Below are 24,434 nucleotides of genomic sequence, written 5' to 3' on the forward strand. Positions count from 1 at the left end.
AGTTGGTCGAGCCGTAAGCTGCCCCTGTGACCGCCGCAATCTCAGCCGCGACGATCGCGTTCGTACTCGCGCTCTGCCTCGGTGTCGTGATCGGTCGACGCACCCGGGACCGTGACCGGTCCCGCGGATTCGCGTTCATCGATCGCTTTTCGCGTGGTTCCGCACCCGCCGCCGCACCCACCGTCGACGCCGCGCTCGGCCCCCGGGCCGTGCCGTCCTGGGCCGAGGTTCGCGACTCGGATGTGCAGGCGACAACCGACGACGGCCGGATGACGAAGGCCGGGTTGCTGAGCATGGTCGTGCGCAACACGATGACCGCCATCGCCGTCGTCGACGAGTTCCGCGACGTCGTGCTGTACAACCAGCGGGCCGTGGACCTCGGACTGGTGCGAGAGATGCTGCTGGCCGACCCCGTGTGGGAAGCGGTGAAAGAAGTCCTCGACACCGGGGTGGAACGCCGTTTCGAGTTCAGTCCGCCCACATCGAGCCTCGGCTTCGTCTCGACGGGCCGGACTCCCCGGCCCAGCGTCGAACACGTGCGGTGCCTCGCCAAGATCGTCGCGCAGGGCGACGAGCGTTATGTCGTCGCCTACGGCCACGACGACACCGAACACAAGCGGGTCGAGGCCACGCGGCGCGACTTCGTCGCCAATGTCTCGCACGAGCTGAAGACGCCCGTCGGCGCGATCGGCCTGCTCGCCGAGGCGTTGCTCGAGTCGTCCGACGACACCGAGTCGGTTCAGCACTTCGGTCGCCGGGTGGTCGGTGAGACCAAGCGCATGGGCAACCTGGTGAGCGAACTGCTCGCGCTGTCCCGGCTCCAGGACGGGGTGACCCCGGAGTTCACCTGCATCGACGTCGACTCGCTCATCGACGACGCCCTCAGCGCGGCGACCCTGGCCGCCGAGGCGGCGGCGATCGAACTGCGCGCCGACGACCCGATCGGGGTGATCATCCGCGGTGATCGTCCGCTGCTGTTGACCGCGCTGAACAACCTCATCTCCAACGCCATCTCGTACTCGGCGGCGGACACCGTCGTCTCCATCAGCCGGCGGGTCATCAAGATCGACGGGCGGCCGATGGTCGCCATCGCGGTGACCGACCGGGGGATCGGCATCGACGCGGAAGACCAGCAGCGGGTCTTCGAACGCTTCTTCCGGGTCGATCAGGCCCGGTCGCGCATGACCGGTGGCACCGGACTCGGTCTGGCCATCGTCAAGCACGTGGCCGCCAATCACGGCGGCACCATCAACCTGTGGAGCAAGCCGGGTACCGGCTCCACGTTCACACTGTGCATCCCGGAGGACCTGTCCGACGCCGGCTGGCCGGCCGCAGCCGATCAGGCGCTGTCGGACCCCGATTCCCCACCACGCGCACTCCCATCAGCGCCAGGTGACGACCCATCTGCCCGACACACCGAAGGACACACGAGTTGACCCACGTTCTGATCGTCGAGGACGAGGAATCGCTGGCGGACCCGCTGGCATTCCTGTTGCGCAAAGAGGGCTTCGAGGCCAGCGTCATCACCGATGGCGCACAAGCCTTGTCGACCTTCGATCGGGTCAGTCCCGACATCGTGCTCCTCGATCTCATGCTGCCCGGGATGTCCGGAACCGAGATCTGCAAGGCCCTGCGCACCCGGTCCAACGTGCCGGTGATCATGGTGACCGCGCGCGACAGCGAGATCGACAAGGTCGTCGGTCTCGAACTCGGCGCGGATGACTATGTGACCAAGCCGTATTCGGCGCGCGAGCTGATCGCCCGCATTCGCGCGGTGTTGCGGCGGGGCGGCGATCTGCCCGACGACGGTCTCGATATCGGAATCCTCGAGGCCGGACCGGTCCGGATGGATGTCGAACGACACACCGTGTCGGTGAACGGAGCGTCGATCACGTTGCCGCTCAAGGAATTCGACCTCCTCGAGTACCTGCTGCGCAACGCCGGCCGCGTACTGACCCGTGGTCAGCTGATCGACCGGGTGTGGGGTGTCGACTATGTCGGCGACACCAAGACGCTCGACGTGCACGTCAAACGGCTCCGCTCGAAGATCGAACCGGACCCGGCGAATCCCAAACACCTCATCACCGTTCGCGGCCTCGGGTACAAGCTCGAGGCCTAGGCGCGAGGGCCGGCAACCCCCGGCGTACTACTCCGGGGGTTGCAGCTCGTACTTGACGTCGGTCTCGCGGCGTCGGGTCGCGGCCTGCGTCGCAGGGTGGATCGCGATGAGTCCCAACCCGTTCCGGCGTCGGCAGGCAGCCGCGAGAGCTTCGTACGCGGCTTCGCCGAGCAGGGCGGTGAGCTCGGGTGCGTACGATTCCCACACCTGTTTGGCCCCGACGTGGGCATCGGGGGAGCCCGAGCAGTACCACTTCAGATCGTGGCCGCCCTCGCCCCAGCCGCGTCGGTCGAACTCGGTGATCGTCGTCTGCAGCACCTGGGTGCCGTCGGGACGTTCCACCCAGTCCTGCTCACGACGTATCGGCAGCTGCCAGCACACGTCGGGTTTGACGGTGAGCGGTTCGAGACCCTTGCGCAGCGCCATCGAGTGCAGCGCGCACCCGACGCCGCCGGCAAACCCCGGACGGTTGAGAAAGATGCACGCGCCCTTGTGGAGTCGGGTCTTGAGGGCGGGCTCGTCGTCGAGGTCGCTCTCCTCTAGATACCCCTTGGGCCCGACCGGGTCCTTGCCCGAACCCTTCTTGTAGAACTGCCAGTCCTCGGGCGTCAGCATCGCCACCCCACGTGCGAGGGTCTCGCGGTCGTCGTCGTCGGACAGATACGCCCCGTGGCTGCAGCAACCGTCGGTCTCCCGGCCCGGGAGGATGCCCTGGCACGCCGGCGTGCCGAACACGCAGGTCCAGTGAGAGAGCAGCCAGGTGAGGTCGGCCCTGATGACGTGCTCCGGATCGGCGGGATCGGCGAATTCGTACCATTCCCGCGGAAAGTCGAGTTCGACCTCCGGTGCGGGATCGATGCGGGGCGCGGACGGCGAGATGGCGGTCACCTGTACACGGTAGCCGGGATCGAGCCGGTGAGGCCGCTGCACTACCGTTGACCCGTGCGCTTAGGAGTCCTCGACGTGGGCAGCAACACAGTCCACCTCTTGGTGGTCGATGCCCATCGTGGCGGCCATCCCACCCCGATGAGTTCGACCAAGGCGGTCCTACGCCTGGCCGAACAGATAGACGCCGACGGTCGGATGAGCGATCGGGCCGTCGCGAAGCTGATCGAGTCGATCGACGAGTTCACCCACATCGCGCGGACGTCCGGCTGTGAGCAGATGATGGCCTTCGCGACCTCGGCCGTGCGCGACGCGGCGAACTCCGACGATCTGCTCGACGAGATCGAGCGGCGGACCGGGGTGCGTGTGCTGGTGTTGTCCGGGCGCGACGAGGCCCGCCTCACCTCGCTGGCGGTGCGACGCTGGCGTGGCTGGAGCGCCGGGCGAATCCTCGCCCTCGACATCGGCGGCGGCTCCCTCGAGATGTCCAACGGCGTCGACGAGGAACCCGACGTGGCCTTGTCGCTGCCGCTGGGTGCCGGTCGACTCACCCGCGAGTGGCTGCCCGACGACCCGCCGGACCGGCGGCGGGTCGGCGTGCTGCGGGATTGGCTGGACGCCGAACTACGCACACCCGCGACCCAACTGCTCGCGCCCGGTGCACCCGATCTGTGCGTCGGGACGTCGAAGACCTTCCGTAGCCTGGCCCGGCTGACCGGAGCCGCGCCGTCGAGTGCGGGGCCGCGGGTGCGCCGCGAACTGACGACGAACGGGCTGCGCCAGCTCATCTCCTTCATCTCCCGGATGACCAAGGCGGATCGCGCGGAACTCGAGGGCGTCAGTTCCGACCGGGCCGGCCAGCTCGTCGCCGGGGCCTTGGTCGCCGAGGCGGCAATGCGGGCGTTGCAAGTCGATACACTGGAAATCTGTCCGTGGGCACTTCGCGAGGGTGTGATCCTGCGCCGACTCGACGCGGAGCAGGCCGACTCACTGGAGCCGACCCGGACGCACGGCATTCACGAGGGCGTCGGCTGACCCAGAGCCCCGGACCCAAACGTTCGAGAACGAGGACGGAGAGCCACTTCATGTCGAAGGATTCGGAGCCCGAATCTCGACCCATCTCGGTGTCGGAACTTCTTGCCCGCTCACAGGGGTCGGCGGGGGACTCGCCGGCACGGGCCAATCGTGAGGGCCGGGGACGCCGGCGCGCCGGCCGCGACGGTTCGTTCTCGGTGTCCGCGCTGACCGGCGAGATCCCGAAGATCGCCGATGCCGATGCCGATGCCGATGCCGATGTCGATGCAGATGCGGATGCCGAGACGGCGTCGCCCGCCGAACCTGCCCCCCAGCGCGAGCCGGCGACCCGGCCCGAGCCTTCCCAGCCCGAACCATCTGCACCCCCAGCTCCCGCGAGCACCGCGCGTCCAGAGCAGGCCGCCCCGCCGGAGCGGGACACGACCCCCCGACCTCGACCGGACATCTCCGGCGGGCCGTTCCCGCGGTCGGGGAATCCGATAGCGCGTCGCCCGGCCGACGACCAGCCCGTCGTCGACCGTTCGCGTGCCGACCAGCAGCAGGGACGACCCGGCAATCGCACTGCCAGCGGGATGCCCGGCTACGGCCAGGGTCAGGTTGCGCCGATGTCGACCCGCGACTTCAGTTCCGAGGCGGTGGCGCGCCGACTCGGACAGAGTCCGCCGCGCGACTCCGCACCTGTCGACCAGGAGTCGGCGAACGCGGTCACCGGCATCATCCCGGTGGTCGGGGAGAACGGGCAGGACCTGTCGGTCGTCGACTCCGACGACGTGGTCACCTACGACCTGACGCAGGTCGACGCGGGCGACGACGGTCCCCGCGAGCGTGGCGACGGCGGGTTCTCCGAGGTCATGGACTTCGATGCCTACCGGAACTTCGCCGACGTGGAGGGCGACGACGACGGGTCGGGTGGCAGGGGCCGGTCGCCGGCCGCGACCGGTAGGAACGCGCCGTCGAAGAAGACGCGATCGACGGGCGTCGGCGGACTGGCGCGCAGGCTCTTCGGCGGCAAGGGCCGCGACCGGGCCGAAGACGAGCGCGACCACGACGAGCCGACGGCCGACTGGGCTTCCACCGCAGCAGCGGCCGCGACCGCAGGCGGGACGACGGCGGCGATCGCCGCGGCGGGCACAGACAACCGGCCCACCGACGACCACCTGAGCAACGACCACCTTCGCGATGACCACTTCGGCGACGACCGCGCGACGGACACCCACACGACCGACGACAACCCGACCGACGACAACCCGACCGAGGCCATCGAGCCGGTCGAGTCGCTGCCCCACGTGGGCGGGGTCGACCTGGTGAAGGAGGGCGACCCCGAGGGTCCCGCCGAACCCGGGGGTCCGGCCGAGCTCGATGCTCTGCACGACACGACGGACATCGACGAGACGCCCGACGACGGATTCGGCCCCACGACAACTGCGGACGATCGGGCCGGTCGGGACGAGACGCCTCCTGCGCCGAGCGCCGCGCCCGTCGAGGCCGACGCCGCCACCGGTGCGCCGAAGGCCACGGAGGACGACGAGCCGTCGCCGGTGAAGGCGTGGCTGGTGATTTTCGGGCAGGCGATTGCGGGTCTCGCCGTCGGTGTCGGCCTGTTCTGGGGCTTCACCGAACTGTGGCGGTGGAATCCGTACTTCGCACTGGTGCTCGCGGTCCTGGTCATCTTCGGCATCGTGACGCTCTCCCATGTGGTCCGGCGCACCAAGGACCTGCCGACGACCCTTCTCGCGCTCGGAGTGGGTCTATTGGTCACCATCGGGCCGCTGGTGTTGTTGGCCGCGTGACACGGTCCGAACCGATGAATCCGTCCCAGCCGGTCGAGATACCGATCGGATTGTCGACGGCCTCGGTCTATCCCCAGAACACCGAGGCGGCCTTCGCCTACGCCGCCGAACTGGGGTTCGATGGCGTGGAGCTCATGGTCTGGGGTGACTCGCTCAGCCAGGACATCCGGCGCGTCGAGTACCTGTCCGACCACTACCAGGTACCCGTGCTGTCCATCCACGCGCCGTGCCTGCTCATCACCCAACGCGTGTGGGGACGCGACCCGATCGTGAAGCTGGCCCGTGCGGTGGAGGCGGCCGAGGATCTCGGTGCGGCCACCGTCGTCGTGCATCCGCCGTTCCGGTGGCAGCGTGGTTACGTCGCGGCCTTCGACGATCTGGTGGACCAGCTCGAGGAGGACAGCGGCGTCGCGATCGCCGTGGAGAACATGTTCCCGATGCGCGCCGACCGGCTGTTCGGGGCGGGCGATCCGTCGGTGCGACGCCTCGCCAAGCGGGGCGGCGGGCCCGGTCTCGCGGCGTCGGCGTTCGGCAAGTCGATCGATCCGACCGACGACGGCTACGCGCACTACACGCTCGATCTCTCGCACACCGCGACCGCCGGTGTCGATGCCCTCGCTCTTCTCGACCGGATGGGTTCGCGGCTGAATCACCTGCACCTCGCCGACGGCAACGGTGCGGCCACCGACGAGCACCTCATCCCCGGCGACGGCGGCCAGCCGTGCGCGGAAGTGTGCCGACGCATCGCATCCAGCGACTTCGCCGGGGCGGTTGTGCTGGAGGTCACCACGGGCAGTGCCCGCACCAAACCCGAACGCAGCGCTCTGCTGGGGCGTTCGCTAGATTTTGCGCGGCGGCATCTCAAACGGGAGCTGCACCCCGAGCCCACCGGCCAGTTGAGCAGCTGACCTCGGGGGACGGGTCTCCTCGACGAAGGCGGACGATGACCAGCAAGATCACCGAGGTGCAGCAGTTGACCGAGGTGGGCCGGGACGGTCCCGACTCGATCACCCTGCGGGCGCACATCGACGACACGTTCACCATCGGCCCGAAGGTGCACGGCGGAACCCTGCAGATGGTGGTCGCCAAGGCAGCGCGGACGGCGCTCACCGCGCTGACACCGGACGGCGACCGGCTCGCCGAGTCGGCCGCGGCGATGATCCCGGTGGCGATCTCCAGCGACTACCTCACCGCCCCCGACGCGGCGGACGTCGATCTGGAGATCTCCGTTCGCAAACGCGGGCGCACCGTCACGGTTCTCACCGTCGACGCCGTTCAGGTCGGCCGCACCGTCGTGTCGTCGTCGGTCACGATGGCCCGGCCCGACAGCGGCCGCCCGCACCATTCCGGACCCACTGTCCTCGACGCCGTACCCGTGGAACCGTCGTCGACCGGAATCCCGCTCGACGGCTCGCCGATCGCCGAGGTCAATCACCTCGGCGCCGCGATCGATCTGGTCCTGGACTCCGAGACGTTCCCGGTCGTGCGCGGGGAGACCGGGGAACCGCTCGTCCGGGGATGGATCCGGCCCAAGGGCGTCGAACCCGACGCGTACTTCGCCGTCCTGGTGGGCGACATCTCACCGCCCGTCGTGATGAACCTGGCACTGTTCGGGTGGGCCCCCACGGTGCAGCTGACCACCTACGTCCGCCGGCACCCCGCTCCCGGCTGGCTGCGTTTCGCGGCGACGAGTTCCGAGGTCGGCCCCGGGATGTTCGAAGAGGACCACCTCGTGGTGGACTCGACCGGGACCGTCGTCGCACAGTCCCGCCAGCTGGCTCTCATCCCCTCAGGAAGGTAGACATCCGTGTCCGAACGCATCGCCATCATCGGCGGAGGCAAGATCGGTGAGGCTCTGCTCGCCGGTTTGATCGGTGCAGGCACCCCGACCAAGGACCTCGTCGTCGCCGAGCGGGTGGAGAGTCGCGCCGCCGAGATCGCCGATGAGTACGGCGTGCTGGTCACCGACGTCAAGAGCGCAGCCGAGTCGGCTCAGTATGTGTTCCTGGCGATCAAGCCCGACGACGTCGACTCGATCCTGCGGATTCTGGCCTCGGCGGAGGACAACGCGGAGTCCGAGCGTGTGACTGTGACGCTGGTGGCCGGAATCCCCCTGTCGCGCTATGAGAGCGCTTTGCAGGCCGGTTCGCCGGTCATCCGGGTCATGCCCAACACCCCGATGCTCGTCAACGAGGCGATGTCCGCGGTCTCGGCAGGTCGGTACGTCGGCGAAGAGCAGTTGCAGGCCGTCGTCAAGATCCTGCAGACGGTGGGCCGCGTTGCGGTCGTGCCGGAGAAGCAGATGGATGCGGTCACCGCGGTGTCCGGCTCGGGCCCGGCCTATGTGTTCCTCCTCGCCGAGGCCATGATCGACGCCGGCGTCGGGCTCGGACTCACCCGTGCCCAGGCGTCGGAGATGGCGGTCCAGACCATCCGCGGCGCGGGCATCCTGCTCAGTGACTCCGGGTTGTCGGCGGTCGATCTGCGCGCGGCGGTCACCTCACCGGGCGGTACCACCGCCGAAGCCATCCGTGAATTCGAGGCCAACGGCCTGCGGCACGCGGTGTACCAGGCGACTCGCGCCTGCGCGGCCGCCAGCGCACGGGGCGGACGTCGAGTCGAAGTCGAGGGTTTGGCACAGGGACACGCCGTCACCGACACCCCATGAATTGTGGTCGATGTGCCCACAAACCCCAGCATGTTGGGGTCGAGTCACAGGAATCTCAGAAATACTGGTCTCTCACGTCGCTTTTTTCACATCTGCCACGCTAAGCTCCTTTAAGCACGTGCGTGTCTGATGTCCGCAGGAGGGGAAGCCTGCGGCCGCGACGCGTGCACCGGAGGTATGAGTGATTCATGGCACCTGCAGATACTCCTGGTGACAGGACGGGCGCAGTGAGCAATGCGGCTTCGGCTTCGCAGTTCCTCACCGTCGCCGAGGTTGCATCGTTGATGCGCGTTTCGAAGATGACCGTCTACCGTCTCGTCCACAACGGCGAACTGCCCGCGGTCCGGGTCGGTCGCTCGTTCCGTGTGCACGCGAAAGCGGTTCACGATTATCTGGAGACGTCGTACTTCGACGCCGGCTGATCCAGCGCCCGCTGGGCGCCTGAACAGCAGTTTCATCTGAAGGACCTCCGGGACCGGCCCAGTGCCGGCCACGGAGGTCTTTCTGCTTCGGCGGGGCCGGCCGGGCGTCTGGAAGTCGCGGCAAGCGACCTGGAACGGGACTTTCGAGCACCGCGATTTCCCGATCCGGCGTGCCGCCCGGTAGGCTCGGTGGTCGCGTACCTGGATGCGCCGGTGAGCCCTCCGTGACACACCGCCGCTCGCGCCTCGCTCCCGGCTGAAGTGCAGACCAGGGCCGAACAAGTACATCAGTGTCAATCGTGAGGAAGCGCCCCGATGGGTTCAGTGATCAAGAAGCGCCGCAAGCGCATGTCGAAGAAGAAGCACCGCAAGTTGCTGCGCAGGACCCGGGTGCAGCGTCGTAAACTCGGCAAATAGGCCTTTCTTCGTCATCAGGACCCGCTTCGGCGGGTCCTTTTGTCGTTGTGGTGCCTCGCCTCGGGCTCCTCGGTGGGCCGAATCGCCCGACGGGCGATAGCCTCGGGACATGGCCGAATCCACCTCCGCCCCGCCCAGGGTGGTCCTGGTCACCGGGGCGTCGACATTTCTCGGTGGCTACCTGGTGGCGCGCCTCGCGGCCAATCCGGACATCGAGAAGGTGCTCGCCGTCGACTCGCGGGTGCCACGTAAGGACCTCCTGCGTCGAATGGGGCGTGCGGAGTTCCTGCGGGTCGACATCCGGCGCCCGACCATCGCCAAGGCGCTCGCCGCCTACAACGTCGACACGGTCGTCCATGCGGCGACGTCGATAGCCGACACCGCGCCGCACTCGGCGGCGATCAAGGAGTTCAACCTCGTCGGGGCGATGCAGGTGTGCGCGGCCTGTCAGCGCACCCCGTCGGTCAAGCGGCTCGTGCTGAGATCCACCGCGATGGTCTACGGCGCGAGCAGTCGCGACCCCTCGCACTTCTCCGAGGAGACGCGCGCTCCTCGCGAACCGAAGCGCGGATACGGTCGAGATCTACTCGACGTCGAGGGTTATGTTCGCGGACTCGGCCGCCGGCGTCAGGACATCGACATCACGATCGTCCGTCCCCAGGCGATGCTGGGCCCCCGCATCACGACTCGGATGAGTTCGTATCTGTCGCTACCGGTCGTGCCGACGGTGATCGGATTCCAGCCGCGTCTGCAGTTCCTGCACGAGGAGGACGCGCTGGCGGCGATGGAGCATGTCACCCTCGCCGGGAAGGTGGGCACATTCAACATCTCCGGTGAGGGCGTGGTGACGCTCACGCAGGCGATCCGACGTGTCGGACATGTCGAACTGCCTGTTCCGAGCAGTCTGCTGGCCCCGGTCGCAGGTGTGTTCCAAGACCTGCGGTCGGCGAAGTTGAGGTCGTCGCAGACGGAGTTCCTCACCTACGGCCGGGTGCTCGACACCACGCGGATGCGGACGGAGCTCGGCTTCGTCCCGCGGTACACGACGCTCGAGACGTTGGACGACTTCATCGTGCGCAGCGGTGTGACGCCGGTGCTCGGGTCCGATTCGTGGCGGTCGTTCGAGCGGCGGGTCGTAGCGGCGGCCCACCAGTTGCAGTGAAATTTCGGGTCACGATGGTGATGAAGTCGTCGTGAGCATGCGCAACGTGAGTGCAACCTCTAGACTTGGACGTCAGACCCACATCGCGCCCGGCGCGCCCACGCCGCGAATCGTCCGAGGCGGCGGCTCGCGCGTCGGATACGCAGATCCGGTCCCCGGCCCGGACCGATCACCAACGCAGGACACCACTAGGGGTGAGCACTTTGGCAGGTAGCGGAGCGACCGATGCACGTACCGCGAAAGTCATTCAGCTCTACACATCGTCGTCGGGTCCCGACGCCCGTGGCGTCCGGGAGTCCGGTCGCCGCCGCCATCCGAGTCAGCAGGTCGGTCGTGAGCGGTCGAAAACCACTGCGGGGCAACGGGGATCGTCGGTGATGGCGCATCCCAACACCGATGGGTTCGGGCGGGCGCCGGCGCAGGTGACCCCGATCAGCGACGAGATCACGCTTCCTGACGAGGCGCTGGGTGTCGAACACCGCGGTCCGTCGAAGTCGAGCCCGTTGTTCAGCCTGGGCGGCCTGCGTGGTGCGGTCGCCGACACGCTGACCTCGACCGCCGGGTTCATCCGGGAACGGATGGCGGGGGAGTACGAGGTCGACGAGTTCGGTTTCGACCCCCATTTCACCGAGTCGGTGTGGTTCCCGGCCGTCCGGCAGGTCTACGAGAAGTGGTTCCGGGTCGAGGTCACGGGTATCGAGAACCTGCCCCGCGAGGGCGGGGCACTGCTGGTCGCCAACCACGCGGGCACCATCCCGGTCGATGCCGTCATCACCTCGCTGGCCGTGCGCGACAACCATCCGGAAGGTCGGTACCTGCGCGTGCTGGCCGCCGACATGGCCTTCGACACGCCGGGCATCAGCGAAGTGGCGCGGCGGATCGGTGCGACGCTGGCGTGCAACTCCGACGCCGACCGGCTCCTGCGTGCCGGCGAGCTGACCGCGGTGTGGCCCGAGGGCTACAAGGGGATCGGCAAGCTCTACAAAGACCGCTACAAGCTCCAGCGGTTCGGCCGGGGCGGGTTCGTGACGACCGCGTTGCGCAACGCCGCTCCGATCATCCCGGTGTCGATCGTCGGTTCCGAGGAGATCTACCCGATGCTCGCCGACCTCAAGCCGCTGGCCAAGATCCTCGGGCTGCCGTACTTCCCGGTCACGCCGCTGTTCCCGTGGCTCGGGCCGCTGGGCATGGTGCCGCTGCCGTCGAAGTGGCACATCCACTTCGGGCGGCCGATCGAGACCGGTTCCTACGACGAAGCGTCGGCCGACGACCCGATGGTGGTCTTCGACCTCACCGACCACGTGCGCGAGGAGATCCAGCAGACCCTCTTCCGGATGCTCAGCCGGCGCGGGAGCGTCTACTTCGGCTGAGCCGGCGCGGTGCCGGGCGACACGGCACGCGTTCGGTGCCCCTGCGGGTCCGTCAGCTGATACCCATGGAGCATGCGTGCAGTCGTGTGCCGTGACGGCGAGCTGACGGTCGAGGAGATCCCCACCCCCGAGCCCGGTAAGGGTCAGGTGTTGCTGCGGGTGCTTCGGGCCGGGATCTGCGGCTCCGATCTACATGCGCGCGTCCACTGCGACGCCACGGCGCAGGTGTCCGCGGAGGTCGGCTACGACGCGTTCATGCGGTCCGGGCAGTCGGTGGTCATGGGTCACGAGTTCGCCGGCGAGGTGGTCTCCTACGGGCCCGGATGCCGCAAACGATGGGCGCCCGGCACCCCCGTCGTGTCCGTGCCGATGATCCGGCACGGCTCGGAGGCGCATCTGACCGGACTGTCGGAGTCCGCGCCCGGTGGGTACGCCCAGTTCGTGCTGGTGTCGGAGGACATGACCTTCGAGATCCCGGACGGTCTGTCGGCCGAACACGCCGCGCTGACCGAACCGATGGCCGTCGCCCACCACGCCGTCCGACGTGGGGAGGTGGGCCGCCGCGACGTCGCGGTCGTGATCGGGTGCGGGCCGATCGGACTCGCGGTGGTCACCATGCTCAAGGCGGACGGGGTCCGGACGGTCATCGCGAGCGACCCGTCACCCGGGCGTCGTGTGCTCGCGCATCGGGTGGGTGCCGACATCGTCGTCGACCCGACGGTCACCTCGCCCTTCGATCGGTGCGCCGAGGCCGGCAAGTACATCACCCGGGCCCAGGATCTGCTGGGTGCGGCTTTCGACGCCATGCGCACCCTTCGCCGCATCCCGCTGGCACCGTGGTCCTCGGTGTTCCGGATGGCCGATCGGCTGGGTGCGACACCGAAGGGCCCGGTCGTCTTCGAGTGTGTGGGCACGCCGGGGATGATCGAGCACATCGTGACCGAGGCGCCGTTCCGGTCACGCGTCGTCGTGGTCGGGGTGTGCATGGAGCCCGACACCTTCCGGCCGGCGATGGCGTTGAACAAGGAGCAGGAGTTGCGGTTCGTGTTCGCCTACGACCCCGCCGAGTTCTACGACACGCTGCACATGATGGCGGACGGCAAGGTCGACGTCTCATCGCTGATCACCGCGACGGTCGGCCTCGACGGCGTCGGCGCGGCGTTCGACGCCCTCGGCGGTGCCGAACACCACGCCAAGGTGCTCATCGACCCGATGAGTGACGTAGCTGCGCTCTAGACGGAGCCTGCGACGGACGAACTCGAAGGGCAGGGGTCAGTCGCAGGTCCCGTGGCATCGACGTGAGGCGTTCGGTGGTCCGGAGGCGGTAACCGGGAATGGGTGCCAGATCGTAGCGACGGAGGATCGAGGCGAGGACGAGCACCGCCTCATGGATCGCGAACTGAACGTGATCATCTGGAACCTGATGTTGTCTTCGTCGATGCTCGGCCTGCCGTCGTCACTCGGGGTGAGAATGAGGGACAGCAGGGAGTTGATGCGCGCGGATTCTGAGCAGCCAGTGCCGTTGACTGTGCGTCCAATCCCGTTGACTGTGCGTCCTGTTTCGTTGAGTGGGCACGCCCCTCCGCTGGTTGAGCAGGTGACGAGCGCAGCGAGGAGCCGTGTCGAAACCACCTGGCGGCCCGAAGAACTCCGCCTCGCCCACTCGACCCTGCACCACCCCCGCGACTCCCAGACTTCATTTCGTCGGCGCGACTTCGATCGAGGTCGCGTCGACGAAATGAAGTCTGCCAGTACCTGCCCCGGCCAATTGGCCGTGAATCAGTGAATCCGGATGCGCTACAACGTGTCTACGACGGTGCGATCGGTTGTGGATGATCATCGGGTTTTGTCGGTGGTGGGGTTTAGGTTGGTTGGTAACAGATTCCGCCGCGGTGGGGGCGGGTCGTGTCACCTGTCGGGGGGTGTGGGGTGAGGGTGTGGACCGATCTGCCGGACGAGTTCGTTGCTGGGGTCGATCCTGCCCTGGTGGGTGAGACCGACATGGTGTTGTTGATGGCCGGGTTGGACGCGACCCGGCGCGGTACCTCGTATCTGGTGTGGCATCAGTATCAGACGATCGCGGTGATGGCCGACCGCCTGGTCACCACCAACGCCTCCGGGTTTGTGATGGACGGTCACGCCGACTGCGCCGCCCGCATCGCCCGCCAGGCCGGGGTGTCACGCCGCCACGCCGAGATCCTCATTGATGAGGCCATCGCGCTGCGGGACCGGCTGCCCGAGGTTGCTGACACCCTGCGTGACGGGATGGTGGCGCAGTGGCAGATCCGGGTGATCATCTCCCGTACCGAGTTGATCCCCGCCGACGACCCGATCACCCCTGTCCTGGACGCTGAGATCGCCGCAACCCTGCGCCGCCGCACGGGTGTGTGGGATCGGGCCCGGTTGCGGGACATGGTCGACCGGTTGGTGTTCCGGCATGATCCGGACGCGGTCCGGCAACGCCGCCGCGACGCTATGGATCAACGCGGGGTGTGGACCCACACGCTGCCCGACGGCACCGCCGAACTCACCGCGGTGATGACGGCAGAGAATGTGCGGATCGCGGCCAAGGCCGTGGGCATTCTGGCCGATGCGGTGTGTCAGCGTGATGGGCGAACGCGAGGGCAACGCCGCTCCGATGCGATGTTCGCCCTGCTCACCCGCACCAGCTTCGACTGCCACTGCGACAGCCCCGAGGAATGCACCGCACAGATCCCCGATCTGCAGGGTGTGCTCGACGCGGTGCGCGCTGAGGTCGTGATCCATGTGGTCACCGACGCCGCGACCCTCGCCGGAGCACCCGGGGTGGGGTTCCTTGATGAGCACGGCATCATCTCCGATGAGCATGTGCGTGATCTCGCCGCCCGCCCGGATGCCACCGTCACCCCGGTCACCCCGGCCCGCACCGCACCGACCTACGTGGCCACCAGCAACAATGATGCTGAACGACGGACCTCCCAGCGCCCGGCACCAGCCGAGGACTCCCGTGCCGACGCCGGAAACTTCTCCGCCACAACGCACGCTGACGTTGAGTCCGGCGACACCACCGCATCGGTGGCAGTGGTGTATCCCGCAACGCACCCCGGTAACGGGTATCGGCCCACCACCGCGTGTGCCGCTTTCGTGCGGGTGCGGGATGGGTATTGCACCGAACCCGGTTGTACCCGTTCGGCGTTCGCCTGCGATCTCGACCACGTCACCGAGTACGACCACGTCCACCCCACCCAGGGTGGGGCGACGTCGAGTGAGAACCTCAACGCGAAATGCCGCGGCGGGCACCTGCTGAAAACGTTCGGTGACTGGGTTGATGTGCAGTACCGCGACTCCGATGGTCGGCTGGTCACCGAATACCTCACCCCCGAGGGCGTCACCCTGCCCGGCGACGCTGAAACGCTGGAAGACACCTTCCCCAACCTGCGGCGCATCCGTTTCGAACAAGCCGCCCAAGCCCCGCCTACACCCCATGTGATCACCCCGGGCGACAACCCCGAACGCTCCCGCAGCCGACTCGACGCCAAACTGGCCCGCCGGCGAAACGAACGTGCCCGCAACAAGAAGCAGCGCGAGGCCGAACGGAACGCCGACCGGCTGGACCCGCCACCCTTCTGACCGAGGGGGTACGGCGACCGTCAGCGTCGAAGGTCCAGCGCTGCCCGGATGATCGACTCGGTGTCGATGCCATGGAGGCGGTAGACATCGTCGAGCGAACCCACCTGGCCGAACCTGCTGACACCCAGGGCCGCGCCGCGGACCGCGTTGACGCCGGTCAGGAACGCGAGGGTGTGCGGGTGGCCGTCGAGGACGGTGACCATCGGTGCCGCACGGTCGGCGGGGAAGACCTGATCGAGAATCCAGGACGGCGCATCGGAGAGTCCGCGCCGGGCTTGCATGGCCTCGAAGAGCAGCCCCGGACTGGTGACGCACACGACGTCGGCGCTCACGCCCTGTTCGGCGAGCCGGTCTGCCGCGGCGAGGGTCTCGGTGATCACCGCGCCCATCCCGACGAGGGTGATCTGTGGGGAAGTCGTGCGACGCAACAGGTATGCGCCGGCGACCGCATGCCGGCGGCGTCGTTCCCGGGCGGCGGGATCTGCCGGGACGTCGGCGAGTCGCTGGTCGACCGGCCGCGTCGACAGACGCAGGTACGACGACGTGCCGTCCGGCCGTCCGAGCCGGCCGATGCAGGACAACAGGATCCACTCCACGTCGAGCGCGAAGGCGGGTTCGTAGCTCACGCACCCGGGTTGTTCGAGGCCGATCGACGGTGTCGTGATCGACTGGTGCGCACCGCCTTCGGCGGCGAGCGTGACGCCGGAAGGGGTGCCGACCAGGATGGACTGCCCACCCGCGTAGATGCCGTACGACCACGGTTCCAGGGTCCGTTCGACGAACGGGTCGTAGAGCACGCCGATCGGGAAGAGCGGCTGACCCCACCTGCTCCACGTCGCACCGAGTTCGCCGATCAGGCCGGCCAGATTGGTCTCGGCGATCCCGAGTTCCATGTGCTGACCGGTCGGACGCTCTCGCCAGTGCATGATCGTCTCGGCGTCGTCGTCGAACCAGTTGCGCCGTTCGTCCGGCGACCACACGCCCACCTTGTTGAGCCAACCCGCGAGGTTCGTCGTGGAACTCACGTCGGGACTGACGGTGACCACGCGCGCCGACGCGTCGGGCGCCTCCCGTGACAGCGCGAGCAATGCCCGGCCCAGTGCGGCCTGCGTCGTCGACGTCCCCGTCGGGGTCTTGCCGATGTCGGTTGGCACCGCCGGGGGAGGGGTGGGTTCGACGGGGTCGCGACGCAGGTTGCGCGCCACCGCTTCGCACCGTGCGGCAGCCTCGGTGCCGTCGGCGAAGCGCGCCCACGGATCGTCGACCTCCATTCCGAGTGACGCGGCCAGCTCGCCGTACTGCTCGACCGTCAGCAGGGACGAGTGGTTCTGCGGGTGACCTTCGGTCGGGAGCCCGTGGCCCTTGATGGTGTAGGCGAGGATGACGGTGGGGCGGGTGTCGTCGATCTGCTCGTACGCCGCGCGCAAGGCGTCGAGGTCGTGCCCGCCGAGGTTGCGGATCGCGGCGAGCAGGGTGGTGTCGTCGACATCGCTGATCACCTGGGCGACCGCTTCCGCATCGGAACCGTTGCCCGGTAGCCGCTTTCGAAGTTCGTCGGCGTCGCAGCGGAGGAGGCGCTGATACTCGGGATTGGGCATGTCGAGGATGCGGGAGCGCAACGCCGACCCGCCCTCGCGCTCGAACAGGGCCTCGAGGAGCCGGCCGAACCTGACCGCGATCACCTGCCAACCGGCGGCGGCGAACATCGCCTCCAACCGGCCGGCCGCGATATTGGGAACGACGCGGTCGAGCGATTGCCGATTGAGGTCGACGACCCACACCAGCTCGCCGAGTTCGGCGACCGACGGGTCGAGGATCGCCTCCCAGACCGCCCCCTCGTCGAGCTCGGCATCGCCCACGAGCGAATACTGGCGTCCCAGCACCGTCTCCGACCGGCGGTCGGCACGGACCGCCTCGCTGCCGGGGGCACCACCACCCAGTCTCGTGTCGACGTACCGGCGGGCCATCGCGCCCCAGATCGGTGCGGTGGCGCCGATGCCGACCGATCCCGTCGAATAGTCAACGGGGTCAGGGTCTTTGGTTCGACTGGGATAGGACTGCAGACCGCCGAATGCGCGTAGCGTGGTCAGATACGATTCGTCCAGCAGTCCGAGCAGGTAATTGATGCCGTGAAGTACCGGTGCCGCATGGGGTTTCACCGAGACGCGGTCGCCGGGTCGGAGCTGTTCGAACCACAATGACGTCATGATCGACACCATCGAGGCACACGACGCCTGATGTCCGCCGACCTTCATCCCGGTTGCATTGGGCCGAATGAGATTGGCGTGGTGGATCATCGACGTCGACAACCAGAGCACGCGTGCCTCGATCTCCGGCAGTGCGTCGGAAGCCGTGTCGACGTCGCCGGTGGGGCTCGAGAGCGTCATGGTGTCCTCCGGCGATGGTCAGCGCTGCCGGAGGAACCGGGCGGCGGCTGCGGCTCCGCCCCCCGCGGCGCCGAGCACGATCGCGGTGCCTGCCCCGTACTTGGCGGCCTTGCGCGCGGTGCGGAAGTCGTACATCTCCCAGCCGCGGACCTTGGCGACGTCACGAAGGTCGGTGTCGGGGTTGATGGCGACCGCGCGACCGACCAGCGACAGCATCGGCACGTCGTTGTGCGAGTCCGAGTACGCCGTGCAGCGCTTGAGGTTGAGCCCCTCCCGAATCGCGAGAGCGCGCACGGCATGGGCCTTACCGGGGCCGTGCAGGATGTCTCCGACGAGCCGGCCGGTGAAGACCCCGTCGACGCTCTCGGCGACGGTGCCCAGCGCGCCGGTGAGTCCCAGGCGGTCGGCGATGGTCTGCGCGAGCTCGACGGGTGTCGCGGTCACCAGCCACACCTGCTGTCCTGCGTCGAGGTGGCGCTGGGCAAGCGCCCGGGTGCCGGGCCAGATCTTGTCGGCGATGTAGTCGTCGAAGATCTCCTCACCGAGTTCGACGAGCTCGGAGGTCGGCTTGCCCGCGATGAACGACAGCGCCTTCTCCCGGCCCTCCGCGACGTCGCGGGCGTTCTCCTTGCCGGTGATCCGGAACTTGGCCTGGGTCCAGGCGAAATCCATGATGTCGCTGTAGGTGAAGTACTTCCGCGCGGCCAGTCCGCGGGCGAAGTGCACGATCGACGCGCCCTGGACCAAGGTGTTGTCGACGTCGAAGAAGGCTGCGGCGGTGAGGTCGCGTCGGGGTTCGCCCGGGATGTCGGCCGTCTCGCGCGACCGCAGCGAGTCGACGGCGGCCTTGGCACTCGCCTCACCGGCGAGGGTCTGGCGCAGCTCGTGCGCGGTCTGGCGGAAGCGACCGGTGGCCGCGGTCGCCCGCTGGGAGATCCAGGTGGTTACCCGGTTGGTCTCGTCGTCGGCGAGCTCGTGGAGTTCGGCGTCCTCGTCGAAATCGTCGGTGAACTCGACGCTTGCGGCGTGCGCCTCCCAGTCGTCACCGGTCGGGCCGTCACCCTGCATCGGATTGGGCGGGAGTGTGGCGTCGTCGGGCGTCTCGTCGTCCTGCCGGTCTTCCGGGCCCGGGATCTCGCCCACTGCCCACCTCCCACGCGTAGCGCCAGCACTGCTTGCCGGGTACAGCCTAGCGGCCGCCACCCGGGATCCGATTCCCCTCACACGGTGTCGGATCGCACACCGCGCGAGGCGGCGTCACCCGGGTGATCGCCCGATGGGGACGCTGGGAGGATGGTCGCCATGACGGTGGAACTGTTGACCCGCGCGGGGTGCCAGGCCTGTGCTGCGGCCCGCGCCGACCTGACGCGGATCTGCGCCGAGCTGGGTGTCGAATTCACCGAGGTCGACGTCGATCGGGCGGCCGACGAGGGACGTCCGGACGTCCGCGCTGAGTTCGGCGACCGACTTCCCGTGGTCCTCCTCGACGGCGACGAACACAGCTACTGGGAGGTCGACGAACCGCGGCTGCGGGCCGATCTCGCTCCGCGGCGCTGACCGGCTCGCGCTGTCGAAGCGACGCCTAACACAGCACGACCGGCCCCGAGGGGTCCTGTGAACAGATTCACAGGCAAGTTATATCCTCGGTTGGTTGGGACGAGTCGGGTCTCGGTGTCTGGTGGACGCCGACGGATGTGCGGGAGTGAGTGTGGGCGCGGAGCGTGCGAAGTCGGCTGACGCCGACCCTCCTGCGTCTGCCGTGGCACCCGTAACCGCCACACCCACCACCGACACACCCGCCGACATCCCCGGTCCCACGGTGGCCCGGCTGGCCACCTACCTCCACGTGCTGCGCTCGTTCAGCCGCCGGGGCATCCTGCTGGCATCCAGCGGCGAACTCGCGACGGCGGCCGGGGTCAACCCCGCGATCCTGCGCAAGGACCTCTCGTACGTCGGCGCCAACGGTGTCCGCGGGGTCGGATACGACGTCGGGCGCCTGACCGCCCGGATCTCGATGACCCTGCACACCGACAGCATCCACACCGTCGCACTCGCGGGCGCCGGCTCGCTCGGCCGCGCACTGCTGTCGCACGCCGGGTTCGGTCGCGGGTTCCGGGTCGTCGCGATGTTCGACGCCGATCCCGCCCTGACCGGCACGGTCCTGGAATCCGGCGGTCCGCAGGTCGCACCGCTGACCGATATCGCGACCGTCTGCGCACGAGCCGTCCCGACGGTCGAGATCGCGGTGATCGCCACGGCCGACGACGACGCCCGGCGAGCGTTCGACGCCTTCGTCGCCGCGGGTGTCCGGCAGGTGCTCAACGTCACGCCTGTGTCGCTTCCGGCGGAGTCGGATGTTGTCGTCAGACAAGTTGATCTAGCCTTGGAACTACAGGTGTTGGCTTTCCAGGCCTCTCGCGGCTCGCGCGACGACGTCAAGGAGCCGCGCGGAACGAAGCCGGCTCGTGGGCACCAGGGAAACGCAATGGGTGAAGAAACGGTGACAGCGTGAGTGTTCTGTTGTTCGGGGTATCGCACCGCAGTGCTCCGGTCGAGGTGCTCGAGCGGTTGTCGGTCTCCGACCACGACCGCCCCAAACTCATCGACGAGCTGCTCTCCTCGCGGGCGATCTCCGAGGCCATGCTCGTCTCCACCTGCAACCGGGTGGAGATCTACGCCGTCGTCGACGCCTTCCACCCGGCGCTCGAGGCGGTCGGCACGGTCCTCGGTGACCACTCCGGCATGACCGTCAACGAGATGACCCGCCACGCCTACGTCCGTTACTCCGAGGCCGCCGTCGAACATCTCTTCACCGTCGCGGCCGGTCTCGACTCGCTGGTCGTCGGAGAGCAGCAGATCCTCGGCCAGATCCGCAACGCCTACCTCAGCGCCGACGCCAACGACTCCGCCGGACGTGTCCTGCACGAGCTGGCCCAGCAGGCGCTGCGCGTCGGCAAGCGCGTGCACACCGAGACCGGGATCGACCGGGCGGGTGCCTCGGTGGTCTCCGTCGCGCTGCACCGCGCCAAGACGCTGCTCACCGATCCCGCGACCGGTGCGCACCGGTTGCGCCGCGCGGTCGTCGTCGGTGCCGGCGCCATGGGCGGTCTGGCCACTGCGCAGCTGGCCCGCGAAGGCGTGACCGAGATGGTCGTCGTGAACCGCACCGTCGACAAGGCGGACCATCTCGCAGGCAACATCGCCGCCAATCACGGCATCAGCGTCCGCGGCGTCGGGCTCGACGACCTCCCCGAGGCGATGGCCACCGCCGACGTCGTCGTCACGTGTACGGGCGCGATCGGCGCGGTCGTCGGCGTGGGGTCGGTGCACTCGGCACTCGCCGCCCGCGATGCGAACCTGGCGCCCCTCGTCATCTGCGACCTCGGGCTCCCGCGCAACGTGGACCCCGCCGCGGCCCGGCTGCCCGGCGTGCACATCGTCGACATCGAGGGGCTGCGCGGCGACTCCGAGACCCAGGCCGCCGAGAACGACACCCTCGCGGCCCGGTCGATCGTCGCCGCCGAGCTCGCCGACTACCTCACTCATCAGCGTCAGGCCGAGGTCACCCCGACCGTCGCGGCCCTGCGTCAGCGCGCGGCCGACGTCGTCGAGGCCGAGATCCTGCGGCTCGAGACCCGCCTCCCCGACCTCGAGGGCGCCCAGCGCGACGAGGTCGCCAAGACGGTCCGCCGCGTCGTCGACAAGCTGCTGCACGCACCGACCGTGCGGGTCAAGCAACTGGCGTCGACCCCGAACGGGGACCACTACGCCGAGGCGCTACGCGAGCTGTTCGAACTCAAACCCGGTGCAGCCGAGGCAGTTTCGGCTCCCGATCATCTCGGTGGCCTGCCTTCGGGCGACGCGGCCGGCGAGCTGGGTGACCGATGAGCGAAACTCCCACCGCGCCGATCCGGATCGGTACGCGGGGCTCCCTGCTGGCCCGGACCCAGTCGCAGACCATCGCCGATGCGCTGACCGCCGCCGGGCATCCCGCCGAGCTGGTCATCATCAAGACCGCCGGTGACGCCTCGGCGGCGCCCGTGGCCGAGATCGGTGTCGGCGTGTTCACCACCGCCATCCGCGTCGCGCTGCGGAACGACGAGGTCGACGTCGCGGTCCACTCCTACAAAGACCTCCCGACTGCCCCCGAGGACGACCTCACGATCGCGGCTGTCCCGACGCGCGTCGATCCCCGGGACGCCCTGGTCGCGCGCGACGGACTCGTGCTCGGCGAACTCCCGCCCGGCTCGGTCATCGGCACCTCCGCCCCGCGGCGGGCGGCGCAGCTTAGAGCATTGGGTCTCGGTTTGGAAATCCGCCCCCTACGAGGCAACCTAGATTCTCGGTTGGGCAAAGTCGCCAGCGGCGAACTCGACGCAGTCGTGGTCGCCCGCGCCGGACTCGTGCGGATCGGACGGACCGAAGTGGTTTCCGAGGCGCTCGAACCGGTGGTCATGCTGCCGGCTCCGGCGCAGGGAGCACTGGCTGTGGAGTGCCGCTCAGACGATGCCGAACTGGTGAGAATTCTCGCCGAGTTGGACGACCAGTCCACCCGCGCGGCCATTGATGCCGAACGGGCGGTACTCGCGGCTCTCGAAGCCGGATGTACCGCGCCGGTCGGTGCGATTGCCGAGGTGGTCGAGTCGATCGATGAGGACGGGCGCATCTTCGCCGAACTGTCGCTCCGTGCGGCGGTGGCGGCCGAGGACGGGTCGGACGTGATCCGCGCTTCGGTGGTGGGCCCGGTCGATCGTGCCGTTCAGCTGGGCAAGGATCTCGCCGCCGAACTGCTGGAGCTGGGAGCGGGCGAACTCGTCAACTCTCCCTAGCAGAGAACGAACTGCAGCCCTCCACGAGGGCAGGAGAGTGCGAACCATGAGCCGTACGAAGAAGGCAAATCCCGGACGGATCCTGTTCGTCGGGTCGGGTCCAGGCGACCCAGACCTGCTCACCGTGCGGGCACGCACCGTGATCACCAACGCGACCACGGCCTACATCGACCCCGATGTGCCCGCGCCGGTGGTGTCGCTGATCGGTAGTGCGCATCGCGACGAACCCGCCGACGACACTCGCCGATCCACCAAGAAGGCCGAGAAACCGGCCGACGACGCCGCGGCCACGCCCGGTGCGCCGGCCGACGAGCCGCAGGCCGTCGGTGACGAGGCCGGCAGGGCCGATGCCGGACAGGTCGACGAGGAGTCGGTGGTCCGCCCGGCGCTCGGCGATCCGGCCGAGGTCGCCAAGACGCTCGTCGCCGCGGCCCGCAACGGCGACGATGTCGTGCGTGTGGTCGCCGGAGACCCGCTGACGACCGACTCGGTCCTCGCCGAGGTCAACGCCGTCGCCCGCACGTCGGTCACCTTCGAGGTGCTGCCGGGTCTACCGGCCGCCTCGGTGGTCCCGAGCTACGCGGGCATGCCTCTCGGCTCCACCCATACCGAGGCCGATGTGCGCGGCGAGGTCGACTGGGCGGCGCTGGCCGCCGCTCCGGGCCCGCTGGTGCTGCACGCGACATCGGGCCATCTGGCCGAGACCGCGAGCGCGCTCACCGAGCACGGCATGGCGCCCCAGACCCCGGCCGCCATCACCATCAACGGCACCACCTGTGCGCAGCGGACCATCGAGGCCACGCTCGCGACGCTCAACGAGCAGGGCAACGCCCTCACCGGGCCGCTGATCGTCACGGTCGGCAAGGTCGTCGGCGCCCGCGGCAAGCTGTCGTGGTGGGAGTCGCGCGCCCTGTACGGCTGGACCGTTCTGGTTCCGCGCACCAAGGACCAGGCCGGCGACATGAGCGAGCGGCTCGTCAGCCACGGCGCGATGCCCAAGGAGGTGCCGACCATCGCGGTCGAGCCGCCGCGGAGTCCCGCGCAGATGGAACGCGCCGTCAAGGGCCTCGTCGACGGGCGCTACCAATGGGTGGTCTTCACCTCCACCAACGCGGTCCGCGCGGTGTGGGAGAAGTTCGCCGAGTTCGGGCTCGACGCCCGCGCGTTCTCCGGCGTCAAGATCGCCTGCGTCGGTGAGGCCACCGCCGAGAAGGTTCGGTCCTTCGGGATCAACCCCGAACTCGTGCCGTCAGGTGAGCAGAGCTCGCTGGGGCTGCTCGAGGAATTCCCGCCCTACGACGACGTCTTCGACCCGGTGAACCGAATCCTGCTGCCGCGTGCGGACATCGCCACCGAAACGCTGTCCGAGGGTCTGCGCGACCGCGGCTGGGAGATCGACGACGTCACCGCCTACCGCACCGTGCGCGCGGCACCGCCGCCCGCCGAGACCCGCGAGATGATCAAGACCGGCGGTTTCGACGCGGTCTGCTTCACCTCCAGCTCGACGGTGCGCAACCTCGTGGGCATCGCCGGGAAGCCGCACGCGCGCACGATCGTCGCGTGCATCGGCCCCAAGACCGCCGAGACCGCAACGGAATTCGGGCTGCGGGTGGACGTGCAGCCGGAGAACGCATCGGTGCTCGAGCTCGTCGACGCACTTGCCGAGCACGCCGCCCGGCTGCGGGCAGAGGGTGCACTTCCGCCCCCGCGCAAGAAGTCTCGCCGCTCGCGTTCGTGAGCT

Annotated in this window: 22 protein-coding genes; 19 read left to right on the top strand and 3 right to left on the bottom strand. The window is 68.6% G+C overall.

Going from position 1 to position 24,434, the window contains the following annotated elements; translation table 11 throughout:
- The first annotated feature begins 26 nt into the window (after window positions 1–26).
- Window positions 27–1,436, top strand: coding sequence for a sensor histidine kinase (locus ACFW3F_RS02640; RefSeq protein WP_388054031.1), 1,410 nt, complete (start codon window positions 27–29; stop codon window positions 1,434–1,436).
- Window positions 1,433–2,119, top strand: a complete 687-nt coding sequence (locus tag ACFW3F_RS02645) for a response regulator (RefSeq protein ID WP_388054033.1) — start codon at window positions 1,433–1,435, stop codon at window positions 2,117–2,119. Before ACFW3F_RS02640 ends, ACFW3F_RS02645 begins: the two co-directional genes overlap by 4 nt.
- Window positions 2,120–2,146: 27 nt before the next feature.
- Here the strand turns inward: ACFW3F_RS02645 and ACFW3F_RS02650 are convergent, their stop codons facing one another.
- Window positions 2,147–3,007, bottom strand: coding sequence for a hypothetical protein (locus tag ACFW3F_RS02650; RefSeq protein WP_388054035.1), 861 nt, complete (start codon window positions 3,005–3,007; stop codon window positions 2,147–2,149).
- A gap of 54 nt (window positions 3,008–3,061) precedes the next feature.
- Here ACFW3F_RS02650 and ACFW3F_RS02655 point away from each other — a divergent pair, with 54 nt between their 5' ends.
- The 12 genes from ACFW3F_RS02655 (at window position 3,062) to ACFW3F_RS02710 (ending at window position 15,477) form a co-directional block, all read left to right on the top strand.
- The gene (locus ACFW3F_RS02655) at window positions 3,062–4,039 is read left to right on the top strand and encodes a hypothetical protein (RefSeq protein WP_388054037.1); all 978 of its coding nucleotides are present in this window, start codon (window positions 3,062–3,064) and stop codon (window positions 4,037–4,039) included.
- A gap of 50 nt (window positions 4,040–4,089) precedes the next feature.
- Window positions 4,090–5,829 (top strand): hypothetical protein, encoded by a 1,740-nt coding sequence (locus ACFW3F_RS02660; protein WP_388054039.1) that lies wholly within the window; start codon window positions 4,090–4,092, stop codon window positions 5,827–5,829.
- A gap of 14 nt (window positions 5,830–5,843) precedes the next feature.
- Complete coding sequence (locus ACFW3F_RS02665; RefSeq protein WP_388054041.1) at window positions 5,844–6,737, top strand: sugar phosphate isomerase/epimerase family protein; 894 nt, start codon at window positions 5,844–5,846, stop codon at window positions 6,735–6,737.
- Window positions 6,738–6,772: 35 nt separating this feature from the next.
- On the top strand, window positions 6,773–7,630 hold the full coding sequence (locus ACFW3F_RS02670; RefSeq protein WP_388054043.1) for a thioesterase family protein: 858 nt from the start codon (window positions 6,773–6,775) through the stop codon (window positions 7,628–7,630).
- Window positions 7,631–7,636: 6 nt separating this feature from the next.
- On the top strand, window positions 7,637–8,497 hold the full coding sequence (gene proC, locus ACFW3F_RS02675; protein WP_388054045.1) for a pyrroline-5-carboxylate reductase: 861 nt from the start codon (window positions 7,637–7,639) through the stop codon (window positions 8,495–8,497).
- A gap of 188 nt (window positions 8,498–8,685) precedes the next feature.
- Window positions 8,686–8,919: a helix-turn-helix domain-containing protein gene (locus tag ACFW3F_RS02680; protein WP_004019963.1), complete on the top strand. Its 234-nt coding sequence runs from the start codon at window positions 8,686–8,688 to the stop codon at window positions 8,917–8,919.
- Window positions 8,920–9,234: 315 nt separating this feature from the next.
- Window positions 9,235–9,336 carry a 30S ribosomal protein bS22 gene (locus ACFW3F_RS02685; RefSeq protein ID WP_003402602.1) on the top strand — a complete coding sequence of 34 codons (102 nt, stop codon included), beginning with the start codon at window positions 9,235–9,237 and terminating at the stop codon, window positions 9,334–9,336.
- A gap of 109 nt (window positions 9,337–9,445) precedes the next feature.
- Window positions 9,446–10,498, top strand: coding sequence for an NAD-dependent epimerase/dehydratase family protein (locus tag ACFW3F_RS02690; protein ID WP_388054047.1), 1,053 nt, complete (start codon window positions 9,446–9,448; stop codon window positions 10,496–10,498).
- Between the two features lie 194 nt (window positions 10,499–10,692).
- The gene (locus ACFW3F_RS02695; protein WP_388054049.1) at window positions 10,693–11,868 is read left to right on the top strand and encodes a lysophospholipid acyltransferase family protein; all 1,176 of its coding nucleotides are present in this window, start codon (window positions 10,693–10,695) and stop codon (window positions 11,866–11,868) included.
- Between the two features lie 72 nt (window positions 11,869–11,940).
- Window positions 11,941–13,104 (top strand): zinc-binding dehydrogenase, encoded by a 1,164-nt coding sequence (locus tag ACFW3F_RS02700; RefSeq protein ID WP_388054051.1) that lies wholly within the window; start codon window positions 11,941–11,943, stop codon window positions 13,102–13,104.
- 151 nt (window positions 13,105–13,255) lie between these two features.
- Complete coding sequence (locus ACFW3F_RS02705; RefSeq protein WP_388054053.1) at window positions 13,256–13,654, top strand: hypothetical protein; 399 nt, start codon at window positions 13,256–13,258, stop codon at window positions 13,652–13,654.
- Between the two features lie 149 nt (window positions 13,655–13,803).
- Window positions 13,804–15,477, top strand: a complete 1,674-nt coding sequence (locus ACFW3F_RS02710) for a DUF222 domain-containing protein (protein WP_388054163.1) — start codon at window positions 13,804–13,806, stop codon at window positions 15,475–15,477.
- Between the two features lie 20 nt (window positions 15,478–15,497).
- Here the strand turns inward: ACFW3F_RS02710 and ACFW3F_RS02715 are convergent, their stop codons facing one another.
- Window positions 15,498–17,864, bottom strand: coding sequence for a pyruvate dehydrogenase (locus ACFW3F_RS02715; RefSeq protein ID WP_388054055.1), 2,367 nt, complete (start codon window positions 17,862–17,864; stop codon window positions 15,498–15,500).
- A gap of 18 nt (window positions 17,865–17,882) precedes the next feature.
- Window positions 17,883–19,007 carry an HAD family hydrolase gene (locus ACFW3F_RS02720; protein ID WP_388054057.1) on the bottom strand — a complete coding sequence of 375 codons (1,125 nt, stop codon included), beginning with the start codon at window positions 19,005–19,007 and terminating at the stop codon, window positions 17,883–17,885.
- Window positions 19,008–19,166: 159 nt separating this feature from the next.
- Between ACFW3F_RS02720 and ACFW3F_RS02725 the strand changes: the two genes are divergently transcribed.
- The 5 genes from ACFW3F_RS02725 to ACFW3F_RS02745 all read left to right on the top strand — a co-directional run bounded on the left by ACFW3F_RS02725 (window position 19,167) and on the right by ACFW3F_RS02745 (window position 24,431).
- The gene (locus tag ACFW3F_RS02725; RefSeq protein WP_388054059.1) at window positions 19,167–19,421 is read left to right on the top strand and encodes a glutaredoxin family protein; all 255 of its coding nucleotides are present in this window, start codon (window positions 19,167–19,169) and stop codon (window positions 19,419–19,421) included.
- Window positions 19,422–19,572: 151 nt separating this feature from the next.
- A complete protein-coding gene (locus tag ACFW3F_RS02730; protein WP_388054165.1) occupies window positions 19,573–20,376 on the top strand; it encodes a redox-sensing transcriptional repressor Rex in 804 nt (267 codons plus the stop codon).
- On the top strand, window positions 20,373–21,752 hold the full coding sequence (locus ACFW3F_RS02735) for a glutamyl-tRNA reductase (RefSeq protein WP_388054061.1): 1,380 nt from the start codon (window positions 20,373–20,375) through the stop codon (window positions 21,750–21,752). The genes ACFW3F_RS02730 and ACFW3F_RS02735 overlap by 4 nt, the downstream gene beginning before the upstream one ends.
- Complete coding sequence (gene hemC, locus ACFW3F_RS02740; RefSeq protein ID WP_388054063.1) at window positions 21,749–22,693, top strand: hydroxymethylbilane synthase; 945 nt, start codon at window positions 21,749–21,751, stop codon at window positions 22,691–22,693. Before ACFW3F_RS02735 ends, hemC begins: the two co-directional genes overlap by 4 nt.
- A gap of 46 nt (window positions 22,694–22,739) precedes the next feature.
- A complete protein-coding gene (locus ACFW3F_RS02745; protein ID WP_388054065.1) occupies window positions 22,740–24,431 on the top strand; it encodes a uroporphyrinogen-III synthase in 1,692 nt (563 codons plus the stop codon).
- Window positions 24,432–24,434: the final 3 nt, after the last annotated feature.

Origin of the sequence: Gordonia sp. NPDC058843 (assembly GCF_042743165.1) — a bacterium.
Taxonomy (GTDB): domain Bacteria; phylum Actinomycetota; class Actinomycetes; order Mycobacteriales; family Mycobacteriaceae; genus Gordonia.

Bases quoted from the DNA above. Each gene is read 5' to 3' on its own strand.
- ACFW3F_RS02725 (WP_388054059.1), top strand. From the start codon at position 19,167: ATGACGGTGGAACTGTTGACCCGCGCGGGGTGCCAGGCCTGTGCTGCG.
- ACFW3F_RS02745 (WP_388054065.1), top strand. From the start codon at position 22,740: ATGAGCCGTACGAAGAAGGCAAATCCCGGACGGATCCTGTTCGTCGGG.
- ACFW3F_RS02705 (WP_388054053.1), top strand. From the start codon at position 13,256: ATGGATCGCGAACTGAACGTGATCATCTGGAACCTGATGTTGTCTTCG.
- ACFW3F_RS02680 (WP_004019963.1), top strand. From the start codon at position 8,686: ATGGCACCTGCAGATACTCCTGGTGACAGGACGGGCGCAGTGAGCAAT.
- ACFW3F_RS02665 (WP_388054041.1), top strand. From the start codon at position 5,844: ATGAATCCGTCCCAGCCGGTCGAGATACCGATCGGATTGTCGACGGCC.
- hemC (WP_388054063.1), top strand. From the start codon at position 21,749: ATGAGCGAAACTCCCACCGCGCCGATCCGGATCGGTACGCGGGGCTCC.
- ACFW3F_RS02660 (WP_388054039.1), top strand. From the start codon at position 4,090: ATGTCGAAGGATTCGGAGCCCGAATCTCGACCCATCTCGGTGTCGGAA.
- ACFW3F_RS02670 (WP_388054043.1), top strand. From the start codon at position 6,773: ATGACCAGCAAGATCACCGAGGTGCAGCAGTTGACCGAGGTGGGCCGG.
- ACFW3F_RS02715 (WP_388054055.1), bottom strand. From the start codon at position 17,864: ATGACGCTCTCGAGCCCCACCGGCGACGTCGACACGGCTTCCGACGCA.
- ACFW3F_RS02685 (WP_003402602.1), top strand. From the start codon at position 9,235: ATGGGTTCAGTGATCAAGAAGCGCCGCAAGCGCATGTCGAAGAAGAAG.
- ACFW3F_RS02700 (WP_388054051.1), top strand. From the start codon at position 11,941: ATGCGTGCAGTCGTGTGCCGTGACGGCGAGCTGACGGTCGAGGAGATC.
- ACFW3F_RS02690 (WP_388054047.1), top strand. From the start codon at position 9,446: ATGGCCGAATCCACCTCCGCCCCGCCCAGGGTGGTCCTGGTCACCGGG.